The sequence below is a fragment of the Aliicoccus persicus genome, from assembly GCF_900110815.1.
GTDB lineage: Bacteria > Bacillota > Bacilli > Staphylococcales > Salinicoccaceae > Aliicoccus > Aliicoccus persicus.
The window spans coordinates 169,910-188,582 of the sequence record NZ_FOIT01000001.1 but is presented as its reverse complement, the minus strand read 5'-3'; the positions used below and the strand labels follow the sequence as shown (position 1 = coordinate 188,582).

At 39.3% G+C, this 18,673-nt stretch carries 20 protein-coding genes; 2 read left to right on the top strand and 18 right to left on the bottom strand.

Translation table 11 applies throughout. The features are described from left to right. Window positions 1–18: 18 nt before the first annotated feature. The 3 genes from sucC to ylqF all read right to left on the bottom strand — a co-directional run bounded on the left by sucC (window position 19) and on the right by ylqF (window position 2,884). Entirely contained in the window at window positions 19–1,185 is a 1,167-nt protein-coding gene (sucC, locus tag BMW30_RS00855) for an ADP-forming succinate--CoA ligase subunit beta (RefSeq protein ID WP_091472918.1), read from the bottom strand. A 96-nt stretch (window positions 1,186–1,281) separates the two neighbouring features. Beyond that, window positions 1,282–2,034: a ribonuclease HII gene (locus tag BMW30_RS00850; protein WP_091472915.1), complete on the bottom strand. Its 753-nt coding sequence runs from the start codon at window positions 2,032–2,034 to the stop codon at window positions 1,282–1,284. Then, window positions 2,021–2,884: a ribosome biogenesis GTPase YlqF gene (gene ylqF / locus BMW30_RS00845; RefSeq protein ID WP_091472912.1), complete on the bottom strand. Its 864-nt coding sequence runs from the start codon at window positions 2,882–2,884 to the stop codon at window positions 2,021–2,023. The genes BMW30_RS00850 and ylqF overlap by 14 nt, the downstream gene beginning before the upstream one ends. Window positions 2,885–3,012: 128 nt before the next feature. On the opposite strand from ylqF, the gene BMW30_RS00840 reads away from it, so the two are divergent. Continuing rightward, window positions 3,013–4,590, top strand: coding sequence for a M20/M25/M40 family metallo-hydrolase (locus BMW30_RS00840; protein ID WP_091472909.1), 1,578 nt, complete (start codon window positions 3,013–3,015; stop codon window positions 4,588–4,590). A gap of 54 nt (window positions 4,591–4,644) precedes the next feature. On the opposite strand, the gene rplS is transcribed toward BMW30_RS00840, so the two are convergent. From rplS to fapR, 15 genes are all read right to left on the bottom strand, one after another. After that, complete coding sequence (gene rplS / locus BMW30_RS00835) at window positions 4,645–4,992, bottom strand: 50S ribosomal protein L19 (RefSeq protein ID WP_091472906.1); 348 nt, start codon at window positions 4,990–4,992, stop codon at window positions 4,645–4,647. 135 nt (window positions 4,993–5,127) lie between these two features. Beyond that, window positions 5,128–5,796 (bottom strand): tRNA (guanosine(37)-N1)-methyltransferase TrmD, encoded by a 669-nt coding sequence (gene trmD / locus BMW30_RS00830; protein ID WP_091472902.1) that lies wholly within the window; start codon window positions 5,794–5,796, stop codon window positions 5,128–5,130. Next, window positions 5,793–6,284 carry a ribosome maturation factor RimM gene (rimM, locus tag BMW30_RS00825; RefSeq protein ID WP_091472899.1) on the bottom strand — a complete coding sequence of 164 codons (492 nt, stop codon included), beginning with the start codon at window positions 6,282–6,284 and terminating at the stop codon, window positions 5,793–5,795. Before rimM ends, trmD begins: the two co-directional genes overlap by 4 nt. Before the next feature lie 53 nt (window positions 6,285–6,337). Beyond that, window positions 6,338–6,565 carry a KH domain-containing protein gene (locus BMW30_RS00820; RefSeq protein ID WP_091472895.1) on the bottom strand — a complete coding sequence of 76 codons (228 nt, stop codon included), beginning with the start codon at window positions 6,563–6,565 and terminating at the stop codon, window positions 6,338–6,340. A gap of 2 nt (window positions 6,566–6,567) precedes the next feature. After that, complete coding sequence (gene rpsP / locus BMW30_RS00815) at window positions 6,568–6,843, bottom strand: 30S ribosomal protein S16 (RefSeq protein ID WP_091472893.1); 276 nt, start codon at window positions 6,841–6,843, stop codon at window positions 6,568–6,570. Window positions 6,844–6,939: 96 nt separating this feature from the next. Then, a complete protein-coding gene (ffh, locus tag BMW30_RS00810; protein ID WP_091472890.1) occupies window positions 6,940–8,286 on the bottom strand; it encodes a signal recognition particle protein in 1,347 nt (448 codons plus the stop codon). A 12-nt stretch (window positions 8,287–8,298) separates the two neighbouring features. Continuing rightward, window positions 8,299–8,625 (bottom strand): putative DNA-binding protein, encoded by a 327-nt coding sequence (locus BMW30_RS00805; protein ID WP_091472889.1) that lies wholly within the window; start codon window positions 8,623–8,625, stop codon window positions 8,299–8,301. A gap of 11 nt (window positions 8,626–8,636) precedes the next feature. Then, window positions 8,637–9,734, bottom strand: coding sequence for a signal recognition particle-docking protein FtsY (ftsY, locus tag BMW30_RS00800; protein ID WP_091472886.1), 1,098 nt, complete (start codon window positions 9,732–9,734; stop codon window positions 8,637–8,639). 4 nt (window positions 9,735–9,738) lie between these two features. Continuing rightward, window positions 9,739–13,272 carry a chromosome segregation protein SMC gene (gene smc / locus BMW30_RS00795; protein WP_091472884.1) on the bottom strand — a complete coding sequence of 1,178 codons (3,534 nt, stop codon included), beginning with the start codon at window positions 13,270–13,272 and terminating at the stop codon, window positions 9,739–9,741. A 10-nt stretch (window positions 13,273–13,282) separates the two neighbouring features. Further along, entirely contained in the window at window positions 13,283–14,032 is a 750-nt protein-coding gene (rnc, locus tag BMW30_RS00790) for a ribonuclease III (protein ID WP_091472882.1), read from the bottom strand. 59 nt (window positions 14,033–14,091) lie between these two features. Further along, the gene (locus BMW30_RS00785) at window positions 14,092–14,328 is read right to left on the bottom strand and encodes an acyl carrier protein (protein WP_091472879.1); all 237 of its coding nucleotides are present in this window, start codon (window positions 14,326–14,328) and stop codon (window positions 14,092–14,094) included. 35 nt (window positions 14,329–14,363) lie between these two features. Continuing rightward, window positions 14,364–15,101: a 3-oxoacyl-[acyl-carrier-protein] reductase gene (fabG, locus tag BMW30_RS00780; RefSeq protein WP_091472876.1), complete on the bottom strand. Its 738-nt coding sequence runs from the start codon at window positions 15,099–15,101 to the stop codon at window positions 14,364–14,366. Next, complete coding sequence (gene fabD, locus BMW30_RS00775; protein WP_091472873.1) at window positions 15,094–15,999, bottom strand: ACP S-malonyltransferase; 906 nt, start codon at window positions 15,997–15,999, stop codon at window positions 15,094–15,096. The genes fabG and fabD overlap by 8 nt, the downstream gene beginning before the upstream one ends. Next, complete coding sequence (gene plsX / locus BMW30_RS00770) at window positions 15,992–16,975, bottom strand: phosphate acyltransferase PlsX (RefSeq protein WP_091472868.1); 984 nt, start codon at window positions 16,973–16,975, stop codon at window positions 15,992–15,994. Before plsX ends, fabD begins: the two co-directional genes overlap by 8 nt. Before the next feature lies 1 nt (window position 16,976). Beyond that, window positions 16,977–17,540, bottom strand: a complete 564-nt coding sequence (gene fapR / locus BMW30_RS00765) for a transcription factor FapR (protein ID WP_091472865.1) — start codon at window positions 17,538–17,540, stop codon at window positions 16,977–16,979. Window positions 17,541–17,848: 308 nt separating this feature from the next. Between fapR and BMW30_RS00760 the strand changes: the two genes are divergently transcribed. Beyond that, window positions 17,849–18,610 carry an SDR family NAD(P)-dependent oxidoreductase gene (locus tag BMW30_RS00760; RefSeq protein ID WP_091472862.1) on the top strand — a complete coding sequence of 254 codons (762 nt, stop codon included), beginning with the start codon at window positions 17,849–17,851 and terminating at the stop codon, window positions 18,608–18,610. The last annotated feature ends 63 nt before the right edge of the window (window positions 18,611–18,673 follow it).

The window sequence follows — 18,673 nt, the reverse complement described above, 5'->3', positions numbered from 1 at the left end:
TGCATCCTCCGTTATTATTTATTTTTGATTCACCGCATCAATAATTTTTTGTGCACCTTCTGCCATCGTTGTTGCAGGAATAATATCGAATTCTGAGTTGTTTAAGATTTCTTTACCTTTGTCTACGTTTGTACCTTCTAAACGCACGACTAATGGAATTCTTAAGCCAACGTTTTTAACTGCCTCAACAACACCTTCAGCAATAACATCACATTTCATAATACCACCGAAAATGTTTACGAAAATACCTTCAACACCTTCATCACCTAAGATGATTTTGAATGCTTCAGTTACTTTCTCAGCCGTCGCTCCGCCCCCTACGTCAAGGAAGTTCGCAGGCTTTCCGCCGAAGTGGTTGATCGTGTCCATCGTTGCCATCGCAAGACCAGCACCATTAACCATACATCCAATGTTACCTTCTAATGCAACATAAGCTAAGTCATATTTAGACGCTTCAATTTCTTTTGGATCTTCTTCAGATAAGTCACGTAATTCAACAACTTCTTTTTGTCTAAATAAAGAGTTTGAATCGAAGTTAATTTTCGCATCTAATGCCATGATTCCACCGTCACCAGTAGAAACAAGTGGGTTGATTTCGATTGTAGAACAATCTTTTTCAATAAACACGTTGTATAAACCAAGCATTAATTTAACAGCTTTACCAACTGATTCTTTCGGAATGTTGATGTTGAATGCTAAGCGACGTGCTTGGTATGGCATTAACCCTAATACTGGGTCAACTGTTTCACGGAAAATTTTCTCAGGATTAGAAGCTGCAACCTCTTCGATTTCAGTTCCACCTTCTTCAGAACCCATTAAAACAACTTTGTCCGTCGCACGGTCAATAACGAAACCTAGGTAATACTCAGATTGAATATCACTACCTTCTTCTACTAACAAGCGCTGAACTTCTTTACCTTCAGGACCTGTCTGATGTGTAACAAGTACTTTACCAAGTAATTCTTTGGCTGCCTCTCTTACCTCATCAATTGTTTTAACGATTTTGACACCACCAGCTTTACCGCGACCACCAGCATGGATCTGTGCTTTAACGACGTACACATCTGTATCCAAACCTTTCGCCACTTCAACAGCTTCTTCTGGTGTTCTCGCTACGCCACCATTTGGCACAGCAACGCCCATTGAGCGAAAAATTTCTTTTCCTTGATACTCATGGATATTCATGTTCATCCTCCTAGATTTTTATATCCTACATTCCAATTATATGTAAGGTTGGATTGATTGTAAACAATCTATGACCGTTCATTTCATGTAATCGTTTTAATTTATAATGGATGCGACAGGTTCAAACGTTTTTCGATGAATTGGCGATGCACCATACATCTCCAGGGCTGCAATATGATCCTTTGTACCATAGCCTTTATGCTGATCAAATCCATACATAGGATATAATTCATGCATCTTCAACATATCCAAATCACGTTCAGTTTTAGCTAAAACTGACGCTGCTGCAATAGATATAGAATTCGCATCCCCTTTTATAATTTTCGTTTGACGTACATCACTCTCTATTTCCATGGCATCGATCAACAGATGTTCAGGTGTAACAGAAAGTGCAAATACCGCTCGCTGCATCGCAATCTTCGTCGCTTCGTATATATTGAACGAATCAATTTCCGCTGCACTACATTTGCCGATACCATAGACGGAATTCTCCATGATGTATTCACGATACTCAAAACGCTTTACTTCAGATAACTGTTTGGAGTCATTGAGCCCAAGTAATTCAAATCCAGGATTCAATATGACCGCAGCAGCCACCACATCACCCGCAATAGGTCCGCGACCAGCTTCATCAATACCGGCCACTTGCAAAACGCCGGTTTGTCTCTCATAGCTTTGCATCGCTTCAAATTTTTCTCTTAGCAATGCCTTCTTAACAATGACCTTATGCTGTCTATCAACAAGTTTCAAGACACCTTTACGCGTATCTTGATCAAGATTCAACGCCTCTATATCTTCAACAGTTTCACAGAGTATAATATCCTGTTCAATCGCTTTAATCGTTCGCATGAAACTTCACCTGATCAAACGTATACGTGCCGACTTTACCATTTCTAACATCATAGATGACTCGGTTCGTCACCTGTTCATAATCGATTAAATTACCACGCATTTTCAGCCCTCGAGATGCACCAATTGCATCGAAAATTTCAATCGGATCACTCTCTTTATCGACATCGATATTATAGAACTTATTCAATCGTTCAAGATCATTTGCTTGTAAAAACTTAAGCGTATAAATAGCAACTTCATCAAGCGGTACAACCGCATCTTTAATCGCACCCGTCAAGCTCAATTTCTGACCCGTTTCTTCATCTTCAAACTTTGGCCAAAGTATACCCGGCGTATCTAACAATTCCATATCACGACCAGCCTTGATCCACTGCTGCTTTTTTGTCACGCCTGGCGTGTTACCTGTGATCGCCTGTTTCTTACCTGCGATGTTATTGATAATCGTTGATTTTCCGACATTAGGAATACCTAAAATCATTGCGCGAATGGCACGTTTATTAATACCTTTTGCCGCCTGCTTATCAAAATATTCTTGAGTTGCAATTTCAGCAAGCGGTTCGATTTTTTTAATCAGATTACTCTCACGTCCGTTTAGCGCCAACACTTGGTGACCTTCATTTTTAAAATAAGAAATCCACTTGTTTGTCTCATCCGGGTCAGCGAGATCCTTCTTGTTGAGTAAAATAATACGCGGCTTATTTTTAACAACCTCATCGAGCATTGGATTATGACTGGATGCTGGAATACGTGCATCTAAAATTTCGAGCACCACATCTATTTTCTTTAAAATTTCTTCAATTTGGCGACGTGCTTTCGCCATATGTCCTGGGAACCAATTGATACTCATTAGAGTTCCTCCTTAATTACTTAATGTATAAATTATAGCATTTTAGCTTTCTCAGACTTATGATTATACAGTTATTTTATATATAATGATAACGAATGCTCTAACAAACATACAATTTGGAGGTCGTAATGAAATATCAAACACCTGAAGGATTAGAACAGCTCATTAAGTACATTGTCTCGCTTGATTCACGCAGTGGAACCCAAGGAGAAATTCAGTTTCCACACAAGATCAAAGACTTACTATTACAAATGAAATACTTTAAAGAAAACGATAAAAATATAGAATTACATGATGCCGGAGATGATTTAAGCGTTTTAACTGCGCTGTATGATTCAGACATCCCTAATGCACAAACACTTGTCATCATGTCCCACTACGATACGGTACATACGAATGACTTCGGCATTTATGAACACATCGCACGTGACGTTGATGCGTTGACTGAAACTTATAAAACTCTTAATGATTTCCCAGAAGAAGTTCAGCAAGACATCGACTCAGATGAATATATGTTTGGTCGTGGTGTGATGGATATGAAGATGGGATTAGGGCAGCACATTCGCATGATTGAAAAGGCATCGGTTGAACAATTACCAGTTAACATTTTACTTCTAACAGTACCAGATGAAGAAGTTGATTCTAAAGGCATGCGAGTAGCAACTACAGTGTTGAATAAAATTCGCAAAGAGAGAAATTTAAACTATGCGTTAATCTTAAATAGTGAACCGAGCTTTATGCAAACACCAAATGATCCTAACTATTACATTTATACAGGTTCCATCGGAAAGATTATGCCAGCCGCATTAAGTTACGGTGTTGAAACACACGTTGGTGAGCCACTAAAAGGTCTCAATGCATTGTTTATGGCAAGTACACTAAATGCACATATGGAGTATCAAACAGACTTTAATGAAGAGGTATTTGGTGAACAAACGCCACTGCCAATTACGTTACGATCAGATGATTTAAAGCTGGATTACAATACACAAGTGACACATCACGTTGCATCCGTTTACAATGTATTCACGATGAAACGCTCAGCAAATGAAGTATTTTCGCTTTTTAATCAAGTTGTAGATGATGCAATAAAAGATATGATGGAGAAATACAATGCGGCTTGTCGTGCATCTAGTGTAGATCCTTCGTTAAATATCCAAAAACTGACGTACGAAGCATTGTTAAATCATGCATATGAAAAACTAGGCAGAACAACTGTAGAAGAGATTCTTCATGAATCAATACAATTAAAAGATATGCGTCAGCAGTCATTTGATATCGTCACTAATCTGTTACAACGTATGAAAGAACTAACTCCAGCAGTCGTAACAATGTTTGCACCACCGTACTATCCTGCCGTGAATAACACAGATCATCCATTGATAGAACAGTTGATTAAATTAACAAAAACACATGTTGATGATGTTAAAGTGATGCACTATTTCAATGGAATTTCTGATTTAAGTTATGTGGATTATAAGGATGATGATGCATCATTTACAGATTATAAGAAAAATACACCCGTTTATGATAAAACGTATCATATTCCGTATGAAGATATGAAGAAATTGAATACACCATTTATTAATATCGGTCCATTTGGAAAAGATCCGCATAAGTACACGGAACGTCTTCACAAGAAACATGCATTTGAAACGACAACAAAGCTACTCGATGACATTACGTCACAATTTTATTCAAAATAAAAAAGGCCAAAGAATCTTCTGATTCTTCGGCCTTTCTGTTGAGTAATTGCTAAATTAGCGAATTTCTCTAATACGCGCAGCTTTACCACGTAGGTTACGTAAGTAGTAAAGTTTCGCACGACGTACGCGTCCACGACGTGTTACATCGATTTTTTCTAGCTTCGGTGAGTGTACAGGGAATGTACGTTCAACACCTACACCGTAAGAGATCTTACGAACTGTAAATGTTTCTGAAATCCCGCCACCACGACGTTTGATTACAACACCTTCGAACACCTGAATACGCTCACGCGTACCCTCGTTGATTCTTACGTGAACACGTACAGTGTCACCAGGTTTGAAATCTGGTAAATCAGTTTTTAACTGATCTTTCGTTAAGTTTCTTAATAGTTCTTGTGACATATAATCTTCTCCCATTCAATCTTCTTGCCAAACATTTTTACAGCAGCGGATGATTGTGATTTGTGTATTCACACATTTAAATATAATAGCATAATACCACGCATAAAACAACCAGTCTATAACGATTATTTTACTTTATTCTAATAAATCTGGACGACGTTCTTTCGTGCGCTTAAGTGACTCCTCTAAACGCCATGCGTCGATGTCTTTATGATTACCATTTAACAACACTTCTGGCACTTTCATTCCACGGAATTCTCTCGGGCGTGTATAATGTGGATGCTCGAGCATACCTGTTGAAAATGAATCCTCGATATGACTTTCTTCACGGCTCAAAACACCAGGAATTAAACGGACAATTGCGTCAGTCATTGCCATGCTCGCGACTTCTCCACCTGTTAGAACGTAATCCCCAATAGAAATTTCATCGGTCACAAGTGTTCTAATGCGCTCATCATAACCTTCATAATGACCACAGATAAAGACAATTTCTTGTTCTTTACTCAGTTCTTCTGCCTTCTTCTGATTGAAAGGGGCACCTTGTGGACAGAGCAATATAACGCGTGCATCGTCACTTAATTCTAGTGCATCCATCGCATTAAAGATTGGCTCTGGTTTTAATACCATACCTGCACCACCACCATAAGGGTAATCATCCACCTTATTGTGTTTGTTGCCTGAGTAATCTCTAAAATTAATTAGGTTGTAGTCCACAATTTCTTTTTCTTTCGCTCTAGCCAAGATTGAACTGCCCAGTACACCTGTGTACATCTCTGGAAACAGCGTTAAGAAGTGGATGTTCATTCGATCATCCCTTCGATTGGTGATATGCGAACTGTTCCAGCTTCTAAATCAATATCTTTCACAAATTCATCGACGTACGGAATCATATATTCCTTATCTCCAGTGATGACCCAAACATCTTTTGCACCGGTTTGTAATATATCACTTATCATACCGATTTCTCGATCATCCATCGTAAATACACGCAGTCCGATGATATCTTTGAAATGATATTCACCTTCTTCAAGTGCCATTTCAATCGCATCGCCTTCTTGATACACATCATGACCTTTTAAATGCTCCACCTGATTTAAGTTTGAAACACCATCAAATGTTACCAAGTGTATGCCTTTATGCTGACGATACGATTTAATCGTATATTCTGTTTCATCTATCGAGATTTTGTTTCCGACTTCGAGTCTATCTTCTATAAAATCTGAGCTGCTATGAATTTTCACTTCACCTTTTACACCGTGGAAATTCACAACTTTACCAATGACTATTGTCATGCGCATTCAACTCCTTGTGCTATCGAAAAAAGACACACCGAAAACGGTATGCCTTAATCTAATTCAACAAACACTTTCTTGATGTTCGTGAGATTTGCATTCGACATTACTGTGCGAACTGCTTTAATTACACGACCACGTTTACCAATTACACGTCCCATATCATCTTCATGTACATTTACTTTAAGCGTCGTATGATGCTTTGTTTCATGAACGTCGATGTCAAGCGCATCTGGATAATCCAGCATCGGTTCAAGAATTGTTTGTAATAATTCTTTCATAACTATTTGCTGTATTTGTCATTATGGTATTTTTCCATAATGCCACGTTTGCTAAGAATGTTACGTACTGTATCACTTGGCTTCGCGCCTTTTTTCAGCCAATCGAATACCTTTTCTTCATCAAGTTTAACGTTCTCTTCTTCCTTAGAAACAGGATTGTAAGTACCCACTTGTTCGATAATACGACCATCACGTGGACTTCTTGAATCAGCAACTACGATACGGTAGAACGGATTACGTTTAGAACCCATACGTGTTAATCTCATTTTAACTGCCATTTATAAAAACTCCTCTCTAATCTTTTTCACTTTTAATACTATAGCAAAGAAAAAGAACTCTGTAAAGTCTTTTACCTTTACAAAGTTCAATTATTTTTAAAATGGTAATCCCATACCACCGAATGGATTTTTCTTCTTCCCTTTTCCGCCTGTCATCTGCTTCATCATCTTCTTCATTTCAGTAAACTGTTTTAACAGTCGATTGATTTCTTGTAATGAGCGTCCACTACCAGCAGCAATTCTTTTCTTGCGACTGGCATTTAATTTTTCAGGATTCTCACGCTCTTCCATCGTCATGGAACGGATGATTGCTTGGACGTGGTCGATTTCTTTACCACTCATCTTCATCTTATCTAAACCTTTGATTTTGTTCGCACCAGGCATCATTTTGATCAGTTCATCAAGTGGCCCGAGCGTCTTTACTTGATCCATCTGGCTTAAGAAATCTTCTAATGTAAATGATTGATCTTTAATTTTCTTCTGTAATGCTTTTTGGTCTTCAAGTACAACATTTTCCTGAGCTTTTTCGATTATAGATAAAACATCACCCATACCTAAAATTCTCTGTGCCATACGATCAGGGTGGAACGGCTCAAGTCCATCCACCTTCTCACTCATACCGGCAAACTTAATCGGTTTTTCAGTCACACTTCTAATTGATAGTGCAGCACCACCACGTGTATCCCCATCAAGCTTCGTTAATGTCACACCCGTAATATCGAGCAAGTCGTTAAAGCTTTCTGCAACGTTCACCGCATCTTGCCCAGTCATCGCATCGACAACGAGCATGATTTCATCTGGTTTTGCAATTCCCTTAACTTCTTTTAACTCATTCATCAGTGTTTCATCGATATGTAAACGACCCGCTGTATCGATGATAACCGTATCCAAATGCTCATCTCGTGCATGTTGCAATGCGTTCGTTACGATCTCCTGTGGCGACACTTTGTCACCCATATCAAATACTGGAATATCGATTTGTTTGCCGACTGTTTGAAGCTGATCAATCGCCGCAGGACGATAAATGTCCCCGGCAACTAGCAATGGCTTCTTGTTATGCTTTTTTCTTAAATGCAGTGCAAGCTTACCACTCGTCGTCGTTTTACCCGCACCTTGTAAACCGACCATCATGATGACTGTCGGTGGTTTATTTGATAGATTGATACGCGAGTTTTCTCCACCCATCAATGCAGTCAATTCATCTCTAACAATTTTAATAACCTGTTGCCCCGGTGTTAACGATGTCATGACATCTTGACCGAGTGCACGTTCTTTAACGTCGTTTACAAATGACTTTACGACTTTAAAGTTAACGTCTGCTTCAAGCAATGCTAAGCGCACTTCTCGCATCATCACTTTAATATCTGCTTCAGTGACCTTACCTTTACCTTTGATGCGATCCATCGTCGCTTGGAGGCGTTCACCTAAACCTTCAAATGCCATTTACATTTCCTCCTAGTCGAGTTTCTCTAACTGTTCAATCAGTTTTAATACTTCTTCGTCATGCACTTTTGATTTTAACTGCTCGATAATTTCTGTACGTGCTTCAAAAGCTTCATACATACCCAAGTTCTCTTCGTAATGTTCGAGCGAGTCCCTTGAGCGCTTTAAATTATCATAGACGGCTTGACGTGTTACATCAAGCGTTTCAGCAATTTCACTCAGTGCGTAATCTTCTAAATAATAGAGTTTTATATAATTGCGTTGTTTATCTGTTAATAATTCATGATAAAAATCATACAGATAATTCATGCGCATCGTGCGTTCGAGTTCATCACGCATATGCTCTCTCCTTAATCTGTTTCAGCCTCTTCTTCTGCCGCGTCAACCATATCAGCAAATAGACCATATACATAGTTTTCTGCATGGAATTCTTGAAGGTCATCCATCTTTTCACCGAGTCCAACAAACTTCACAGGAATACCAAGCTCATTTTTAATTGCGAGCACGATACCACCTTTAGCAGTACCATCGAGTTTCGACAGAATAATCCCACTGACATTCGTCACTTCTTTAAATGATTTCGCTTGTGACAATGCATTCTGTCCCGTCGTCGCATCGAGTGTCAACAACGTTTCATGTGGTGCATCAGGAATAACACGTGAGATGACCTTGTTAATTTTAGAGAGCTCATTCATGAGGTTTCCTTTATTTTGAAGACGCCCTGCCGTATCACATAGCAACACGTCAACACCGCGTTTTTTCGCTGCATTAACTGCATCAAAGATCACTGCAGCTGGATCGCTTCCTTCACCTTGCCTAATCACTTCAGCACCGACACGATCTCCCCAAATTTGAAGCTGATTAATTGCACCTGCACGGAACGTGTCACCAGCAGCAAGCATGACAGATTTACCTTCTGAGACATAGCGATGTGCCAGTTTACCGATACTTGTCGTCTTACCGACACCATTTACACCAACGACTAAAATAACCGTTAATCCATCGTCCTGCATATTCATCTCATCATCTAATGCATCATTGCGGTTATAGATTTCAACCATTTTTTCAATGATTGTTTCTCTTAATTCAGTCGTTTCTGTAATGTTTTTTAACTGAGCTTCACGGCGTAATTCATCCGTCAGTTCCATCACCGTATTAAATCCAACATCGGCACCGATTAAAATTTCTTCCAAAGCTTCGAAGAAATCTTCATCGACCGTACGGTACTGTGCCATCAAAGCATTGATTTCCGTCTGGAATCTCTCGCGTGATTTTTCTAAACCTTGTTTAAACTTATAACCAATCTGTTCTTGTTCCCATTCCTCGAATTCTTCGAGACTGAGTAAACCATCATCTAATTTTTCCTGTTGGTCTTCTCCCGATTTTTCGAGTTCTTGCTCAGATTTATTTGAACTAAAACGCTTTTTTAATCGATTTAAAAAACTCATCTGATTACTCTCCGATCACTTCTTCATAATTGTTTAAATCCACGCTAATCGTCGTCGTTACACCACGCTCTGCCATCGTTAAACCAAATAATCTATCGCTATACTCCATTGTACCTTTTCTGTGTGTAATCACAATAAATTGTGAGTCTTTTGACAGTTCTTTTAAGTATCGTGCATAGCGGATGACATTTGCTTCATCGAGCGCCGCTTCAACCTCATCCAAAATGATAAAAGGACTGACGCGTACTTTTAATATACTAAATAGCAAGCTGATTGTCGTCAATGCACGTTCTCCACCTGACAATAATGACAATGAACTCAGACGTTTACCCGGTGGTTCTGCAAGTATTTCAATACCTGACTCTAGATAATTCTCAGGCTCAGTTAAACGTAACTCTGCGCGTCCACCACCGAACATTTCTGTAAACACTTCTTTAAAGTGCATGTTTACTTCGTCGTATACTTCTTTAAATCGTCGCGATACTTCTTCATCCATATCTTTAATAATCGCTGTCAGCGTGCTGTGTGCTTCGAGCAAGTCACTCTCTTGTTCACGTAAAAACTCGTACCGTGTATTAACCGTTTCAAATTCTTCAATGGCATTTAAATTAACAGGACCGAGTTCTTCAATTGCCTGTTTATGCAGACGGATGCGCTTGCGTTTCTCATCGATATCCGTAGGTACTTCAAACGTTTCTTTTTCTTTCTCATACGTTGTTTTGTACTCAGATTCTAAGTAAGACAATTTCGTCTCAAGCTGCGTATTTAACTTTTCAAATTGACCTGTATTACTTCTTAACTTTTGATTGAGTGCATCTATCTTTTGAGATGCTTCCTCTTTACTCTGTTCATACGACTTTAACTGACGCTTAATATCAGAGAGTGCAACATCGATATCACTGAGTTCAAGTTCAAGTGTTTCAATCGCTTTATCTTGTGAATGCTGCTCAGCCTTTAAAGCATCGATGTCAATCGATGATAAGTCCTGACTCAGCGCTTCGATTTGAATGTCGATGCGTTCTAAACGAACTTGATGATCTTCCAGTAATTCCAGTGCCTCACTCAAATCTTCTTCTTTATGATTTAAATGAATTGTCGTCGAATCAACATTTCGCTCGAGCGTACGAATTTGTTCGTTCATCTTCTCAATCGTTTGACGCTTCTCTTCATCCGAAGCATTCAGCATAGAAAGACGTGAACGTATCGCTTCTAATTGGCGTTCAATTTCATCGATATCTTCACTTGCCTCATTATCTTCTTCAATCGGTTGAACCGTGCCTTTTAACGATTCTATTGAATCCTGAAGTGTATCTCTACGCATTGTTTTCGCCATCAATGATTGACGATTTTCATCATGGTTCATACGTGCTTCTGAAAGCTTTGATTCTAATTCATTGTTCTTCTCTGTTGTAGTCGCGTAATCTTCTTCTTTCTTTTGATAATCCGCTTTAAATGCTTCCGTTTCCGCTTCGTAACGCTTTAAGTTGTTCTGAATCGTTTCAATCTCGTTTTTCGTTTCGAGTACAGATGTCCCCTTCGCTTTAGATCCACCACTCATCGCACCACCAGGCATGAGCGTATCACCATTCGTCGTGACGATTTTCACACGATATTTAAGTGCTCGAGCGAGCTTTGTCGCATCTTCAATCGTCTCTGTCACGAGCGTATTCGCTAGCAAGTGTTCTGCAACCGCTCGGTTTTTATCGTCGAAAGTAACGATATCAATTAACCGATGAAACTGTACCGGCGCAGTGCCTAACGCGCGTTCAATGTCTTGAGATAAAAAGCGCGGCTTAATCGTATTCAGTGGTAGAAACGTTGCAAATCCTTGTCTTGCATTGCGCAAGTATTGTATTGCCTGTTTCGCATCTTCTTCACTATCCATAACGATGTTTTGCGCCGATGCACCGAGTGCTGTATCCAGTGCCGTTACATACTGTTTCGCTACGCTAAATAATTCACTCACAGCACCTGTGACACCGTTTAATTGATCTTTTTTAGATAAGACAGCACGCACACCCGGATAAAATCCTTGGTATGAATCAGCAATGTTCTCAAGCATTTCTAGTCTGTCACGTTGCTTCGCCATGTAGCTCACAGCAGCTTCGACCTTATCTTTCGCTTCTGTCATTGCTAAGTTCTTTTCTTCTTGTTCTTTTTCAGATTGTATTAATTGATTACTCAGTGCTTCGATTGTTGAAGATTCTTTTTCAAGCACTTCTTCAAGTGATTGAATATTATCTATAATCGATTCAAATTCTCGCTCTTCATGATTCAATTTTTCACGCTGGGCACTCATAAACGAGTCTCTGCGCTCTAACGCTTCAATGCGTGATTTTTCTTTATTTTCAGCAGTCGTCTTTTTAACAGACAGTTCAAAGAATTCATCTCTCAAAGACTCTGTCTCAGACGCATCATCTTCTAAGTACGATTCGAGTGTGTTTCCTAAATTTTTCTTTTCTTTTCTGTCCACTTGTATCGATTGTTTTAACGCTTTAATTTCGTCTTCAAGCGACGCAATCGTTTCTTTAGATTTATTGATATTATTTACTAGTTTTTCTTTGTCGTCATGCAGCTCTGATGCAGCTTTTGACTGATTTTCTTTTCGTTCTTTATACAGCCTGATATTACCGCTCAACTGTTCAGATTGTCGTGTCGCTTGTAGCAATGCTTGCTGTGCATCACGACGATCTTCACTTAAACGCATTTCATTTTCTTCGAGTCGTTGCATCTCTGTATTGTGTTGTAGGATTTTATCTTGTGTACGTGAAACTTCAGATTCACTTGATTCAATTTCTGCTTGAATGTCTTTTACCTTTTGATTAATCGATTCAACATCGAATACCGTTACTGCAATATCGCTCTCTTTCATTTCGTCATACAATGCTTTGTATTCTTTTGCAACAGCACTCTCATGAGACAGTTGTTCAACACGGGAAGACAATTCCTTAATAATGTCATTCACACGAGATAAATTTTCAATCGTATCATCAAGCTTTTTCTCTGATTCTTTTTTGCGGGATTTGTATTTCATCACACCGGCCGCCTCTTCAATTAAATGACGGCGATCTTCTGGCTTTGCTTTTAATACTTGATCCACTTCACCTTGAGAGATGATGTTATACGCATTTTTCCCGAGACCCGAGTCCATGAACAGTTCAGCAATCTCTTTTAATCTGCATTTCTCATTATTTAAATAATACTCACTCTCACCACTTCGATAGAGTTTCCTTAAAATATGAACTTCGTCCTTGTCCACTTTTAAGTCACGTGATTCATTGCTTAAAATTAATTTTACATATGCTGAATTCAGCGGTTTTCTCGTATCAGTCCCACTAAAGATGACGTCTTGCATCGTCGTCCCACGTATCGTTTTTGCTGATTGCTCACCGAGCACCCATCTGATTGCGTCCGTAATGTTACTCTTACCACTACCATTTGGTCCAACAACACCTGTCACCCCACGATCAAATTGAATCGTTACTTTATCGGCAAAAGATTTAAATCCATGTGATTCAATTGTTTTTAAATAAACCATTTATCTTCACCTAATTTGTAATAATCTCAAGTGCCGCTTCTGCAGCATGTTGCTCTGCCACTTTTTTAGACGAACCAGTGCCACTGGCAATTAATTGCTCTCCGACGTAAACACCTGAGGTGAACGTTTTGTTGTGGCTCGGACCTGACTCATCTAGCATTTCATATGTCACTTGACCGCGTTTAAGTTGATGAATGCGTTCTTGCAATTCAGTTTTGAAATCCTTTTGCTGTGTATAATTTTTATCTGTTAAATGAATATAGACATACTCTTTTAAAAATTGTATGACTGCATCATTACCAAGATCGAGATACATCGCGCCGATAAATGCTTCAAAGGCATCGGATATAATCGATGGACGCTCCCGACCACCAGTTTTCTCCTCGCCTTTACCCAACATGATTAATCGGGACATATTCAAATGTTCACTGAATACTACAAGTGAAGGTTCACATACTATATTTGCACGGAGCTTTGTTAATTCTCCTTCCGGCAATTCAACGTAGCGTTGATACAAGTAATCTGAGACATTCAATTCTAGTACAGCATCACCGAGAAACTCCAACCGCTCATTGTTATATATACGATCTAAGCTCAAATCATTGATATATGAACTGTGCATAAAACTTTGTGCGTAGAGCCACTTGTTTTTCGGTTTTAAATGAATTTGTTCTGCAAGTACATCGAATCCTTGCCAAAACTGTGATAGTTTTTGATTCGCAACACGATGTTCACGAATTGTCGTTTTCAATCGTTCCATAATTATCTCACCTTAAAGAAAAAGAAATCCACTTGCAACAAGTGGATTTACTCTAGTTTTTATGCTTTTTCAAGCTTTTCGATGTAATCAAGTGCATCTCCAACTGTAACGATTTTCTCAGCCTCTTCATCTGGAATCTCCATATCGAACTCGTCTTCAAGTTCCATAACTAATTCCGCAATGTCTAATGAGTCTGCACCTAAATCATCTTTGAACGATGCGTCTGTTGTTACTTTATCTTCGTCAATGCCTAATTTATCAACGATGATTGCTTTTACTTTATCAATGTTTGCCATTACACTTCACCTCCTTTTAATATTAACATATTCCACTACCCCATGTACATACCACCGTTGACATGAAGTGTTTGTCCAGTGATGAATTTTGCACTGTCAGAAGCTAAATACTTCACAGCTTCTGAAATGTCATTCACTTCACCGAAATGTCCGAGTGGAATTTGCTGCAGCATGGCATCTTTAATCTCATCGCTTAACACATCTGTCATGTCACTTTCGATGAAACCTGGTGCAATTGCATTTACTGTCACACCTTTTGGTGCCAGTTCACGTGCCACTGAACGCGTCAATCCATCGATTCCCGCTTTAGATGCAACATAGTTTGCTTGACCCGCATTACCGATACTGCCGACAATACTAGAAATGTTAATGATGCGACCATGCTTTTGACGCAACATTGGACGCGACACATTTTGAATGACATTAAATGCACCTTTTAAGTTAATGTCAATCACCTTATCGAAATCTTCAGGTTTCATGCGCATTAACAAGCCATCTTTTGTCACACCTGCATTGTTAACGACAAGATCTAGTGAATCATGTGTCGATGTGATATGCTTAATCATTTCTTTCACTGCTTCAAAATCTTGCACATGACACTGATAAACTTCAGCACTGCCGCCAGCTTCTTTAATTGATGCAGCAACGGCTTCGGCTTTATCTTGTGAACCTGAATAGTTCACGATAACATGATAACCATCTTTCCCTAGCGCTTGTGCTATGCTCGCACCAATTCCGCGCGATGCACCAGTAACTAATGCAACTTTACTCATGAACAACCCCCTCCAAATCACTTAATGTATCTACGTTTTTCGTCACTAAATCACGATCGATTTTTCTGATTAAACCACTCAACACTTTTTTCGGACCAACTTCAATAAACTCTGTCGCACCGAGCTTTTTCAAGTGTTCGATACTTTCAACAAATCTGACTGGAGAGACAAGTTGCTCGATTAAATTTTGTTTAATAATCAAAATTCTCTCTTCGTCTTTTGCACTGAAATTTTGCACGACAGGTGTTGTCGCATGATTGAATTCAACATCATCTAAAAACTCAGCAAACTTTTCTTTAGCGGGTGCCATTAAGTGTGAGTGAAACGCACCCGACACATTGAGTGGCATTACACGGCGTGCGCCATGTGTCTTACCTTCTTCTTTAAAGCGCTCAATCAACTCTAAATCACCAGAGATCACCACTTGATCCGGTGCGTTTAAATTCGCTGGTGCGATTCGTTTATCGTCTGTAGAAAACTCAGCACAAAGGTTCGTTAGCGTTTCAATATCCATGCCGATGACAGCAGCCATACCACCCTCACTCGCTTGGCTCATCAACTCACCGCGTTTCACAACAACCTTCAGCCCATCTTCAAGCGATAAAACACCAGCAGCAACAAGTGCTGGCAACTCACCGAGTGAGTGACCGATATAATAATCCGCTTCAACACCGAGCGCTGCATGTGCTGCAAGCGCGTGTGCAAATAATGCGGGTTGCGTATATTCTGTCTGGTTCAATTGCTCATTTTCTTCAAACATAATTGATTTTAAATCAAAATCAACAGCATTAAAAATCTGATCAAGCACTTCGCGTGCTTTATCGTTTTGTTCATATAAATCTCGTGCCATACCTGGATACTGAGAACCTTGACCCGGGAACATAATGACTTTACTCATCGATAGAACCTACCTTGTTAGAAATTTTTTCGATTGAATCACTCATTGCCATACGTTTCGCTTGTCTCACTGCTGAAGCAATAGCAACTGCATCACTCGAACCGTGCGCTTTTAACACGTGTCCATTCAAACCTAAAAGTGGCGCGCCACCGTACTGACGATAATCAAGTAAGTCTTTAATGTTTTGTAATCCCGACTTAACGAGCACCGCACCGACTTTATTCTTAAAAGAACTTGTCAATGCTTTTTTAATCTCACCCATCATGCCCATCGCAGTACCTTCAATCGTTTTAAGGATAATATTTCCAGTAAAACCGTCGGTTACTGCAACGTCGACAACACCGCTTAAAATATCGCGTGTTTCAAAGTTACCTTGGAAGTTTAAATGACTTTCTTTCAACAACTTATGCGTTGCTTTCGTCAGTTCACTACCCTTATTATCTTCACTACCGATATTCACAAGACCAATTTTTGGGTTCTTACGATCCAAAATGTCTTCCATATAAATATCTGCCATCACTGCGAACTGATATAGATGATTCGCTCTGTTATCCACATTCGCACCCATATCTAAAAGCAGCATACCTTTACCGTCCGTGCTTGGAATCATCGATGCAATTGCGGGACGATCAATTCCTTTAATGCGTCCGACATTAAACAAACCAGCACTCATGAGCGCACCCGTATTACCTGCTGAAAAACAAGCATCTGCACGACCTTCTTTAACAGCCACACACGCTTGAACCATACCGCTATCCTTTTTACGTCTGACTGCACGAACTGGATCGTCCGTCGATTCAATCTTCTCTGCAACTTCGGTAAATGTGACTCTGTCTAGATTTTCGTTATAAGACCCCTTTGTCCCATATAACTCGATTTCAATATCATCATGCTCATCAAGTGCAAGTTTCACACCATCGATGACAGACTGTGGTGCATTGTCACCACCATTTAAATCAATTGCTATTTTTACCATCTCAATCATCCTCTTTTTTAAAATACATCTCAAATAGTCCGTCGAATACGACAATATCACCGACTTTTGAAACGACATCTATAATCGCGATTTTTGATGTCATCGATTGCACCGTCGCATTCGATACAACTTTGTCTTGAACCTTCACTTGATGGACAAAGTTAATCTTCGCTGATTTCGTCAGAACAACCGGCTGGTCAATAACCGCAACACAAAGTGAATTGGCTTGAGCGAACAAATACTGTCCGCGTGCGACATTATACTTTAAAAACGTATGGGATTCTTCCACTTCAAACACACTCGTTGCACGTTTGTTCATCTCTACCTCGGTGATATCCCCAGTCACTTCTTGTAGGGATAAACTGCGAATTTTATTTTTTTCTTCCTTTGCAACGGACTTGATGCGTTCGCGAAGCTCAGGAATATTAAGTGCAAGACGATCAAGCCGTATCGTCTGAATACTCACATCAAAATACTGGGCAAGTTGATCATCCGTCATAAACGGGTTTGTCGATAGCTTATCAACAAGCAAAGCTTGCCTCGTACTCTTTTTATATTTACCCATATTTGCCTCCTGTTAGTAATATTTGAAAATGATTGCTTTGTTATATACTCACATTTAAAATTGTGTGCTTGGTCTTAGTAGTTGGTACTAATAAGTAGTATATAAAAATCGTTTGATGATTTCAAATAGGAAGTTGTGGGAAATAAAAAAAGATTTATGTGTTGTTTTATCCTTCTAAGAAAGAATTACTATTATACGCCATACTGTATAATCATAAAGTTTGAAGAAAGCGTTTTCTATTAATACAATAAGAGTAGATGGCATGTTACTTGCCGAAAAGATTTTAAAATTATAAGGAGGAATTATACATGGCACGACTTGATGGTAAAGTTGCAATTATTACAGGCGGTGCGAGTGGTATGGGTGAATCTCATACGCGACTGTTTGTAAAAGAAGGTGCAAAAGTAGTTTTTACAGATATCCAGGTAGATTTAGGAAAGAAGATAGAAGAAGAATTGGGAGAAAACGCTTTGTTCTTAGAGCACGATGTTGCCAACGCTAGTCAGTGGGAAGAAGTAGTTAAAAAAACTGAGGAAAAATTTGGCCCTGTAAATGTGCTCGTAAATAATGCAGGTATTAGTGGTGCGATGGTCCCAATTGATGAATTTACTGAAGAAGATTATGAAAAAGTATACGGTATAAATCAAAAATCTGTGTACTATGGTATGAAATATGCGATTCCATCAATGAAAAAATCAGATGCTGGATCAATTGTAAATATTTCTTCTTTAGCTGGGATTGTTGGTCAAAAAGGTGGACTTGCCTATACTGGGACGAAGTTCGCTGTTCGAGGTATGACCAAAGTAGCTGCTGCTGAATTAGGAGAGTTCAACATTAGAGCAAATTCCGTTCATCCAGGTGTGATTGAAACACAGATGGTTAAAGCTGCTGCAGAGCAATACGAGAGTGTCGCAAATGACTTAAAAGCATTAAGAGAAGGAACACCTTTAAAACGTGGCGCGGAACCAATAGAAGTTTCCAACTTGGTGCTGTTTTTAGCGTCTGATGAGTCTAGCTACATTAACGGGGAAGAAATAGTTATTGATGGCGGATCAAATGCGATAAGCTAGATGCTTTCTTGCTAGAGTTGAGGCCAAATCTCATATTATATTGTTTTGCGCGTCAATGAGGGA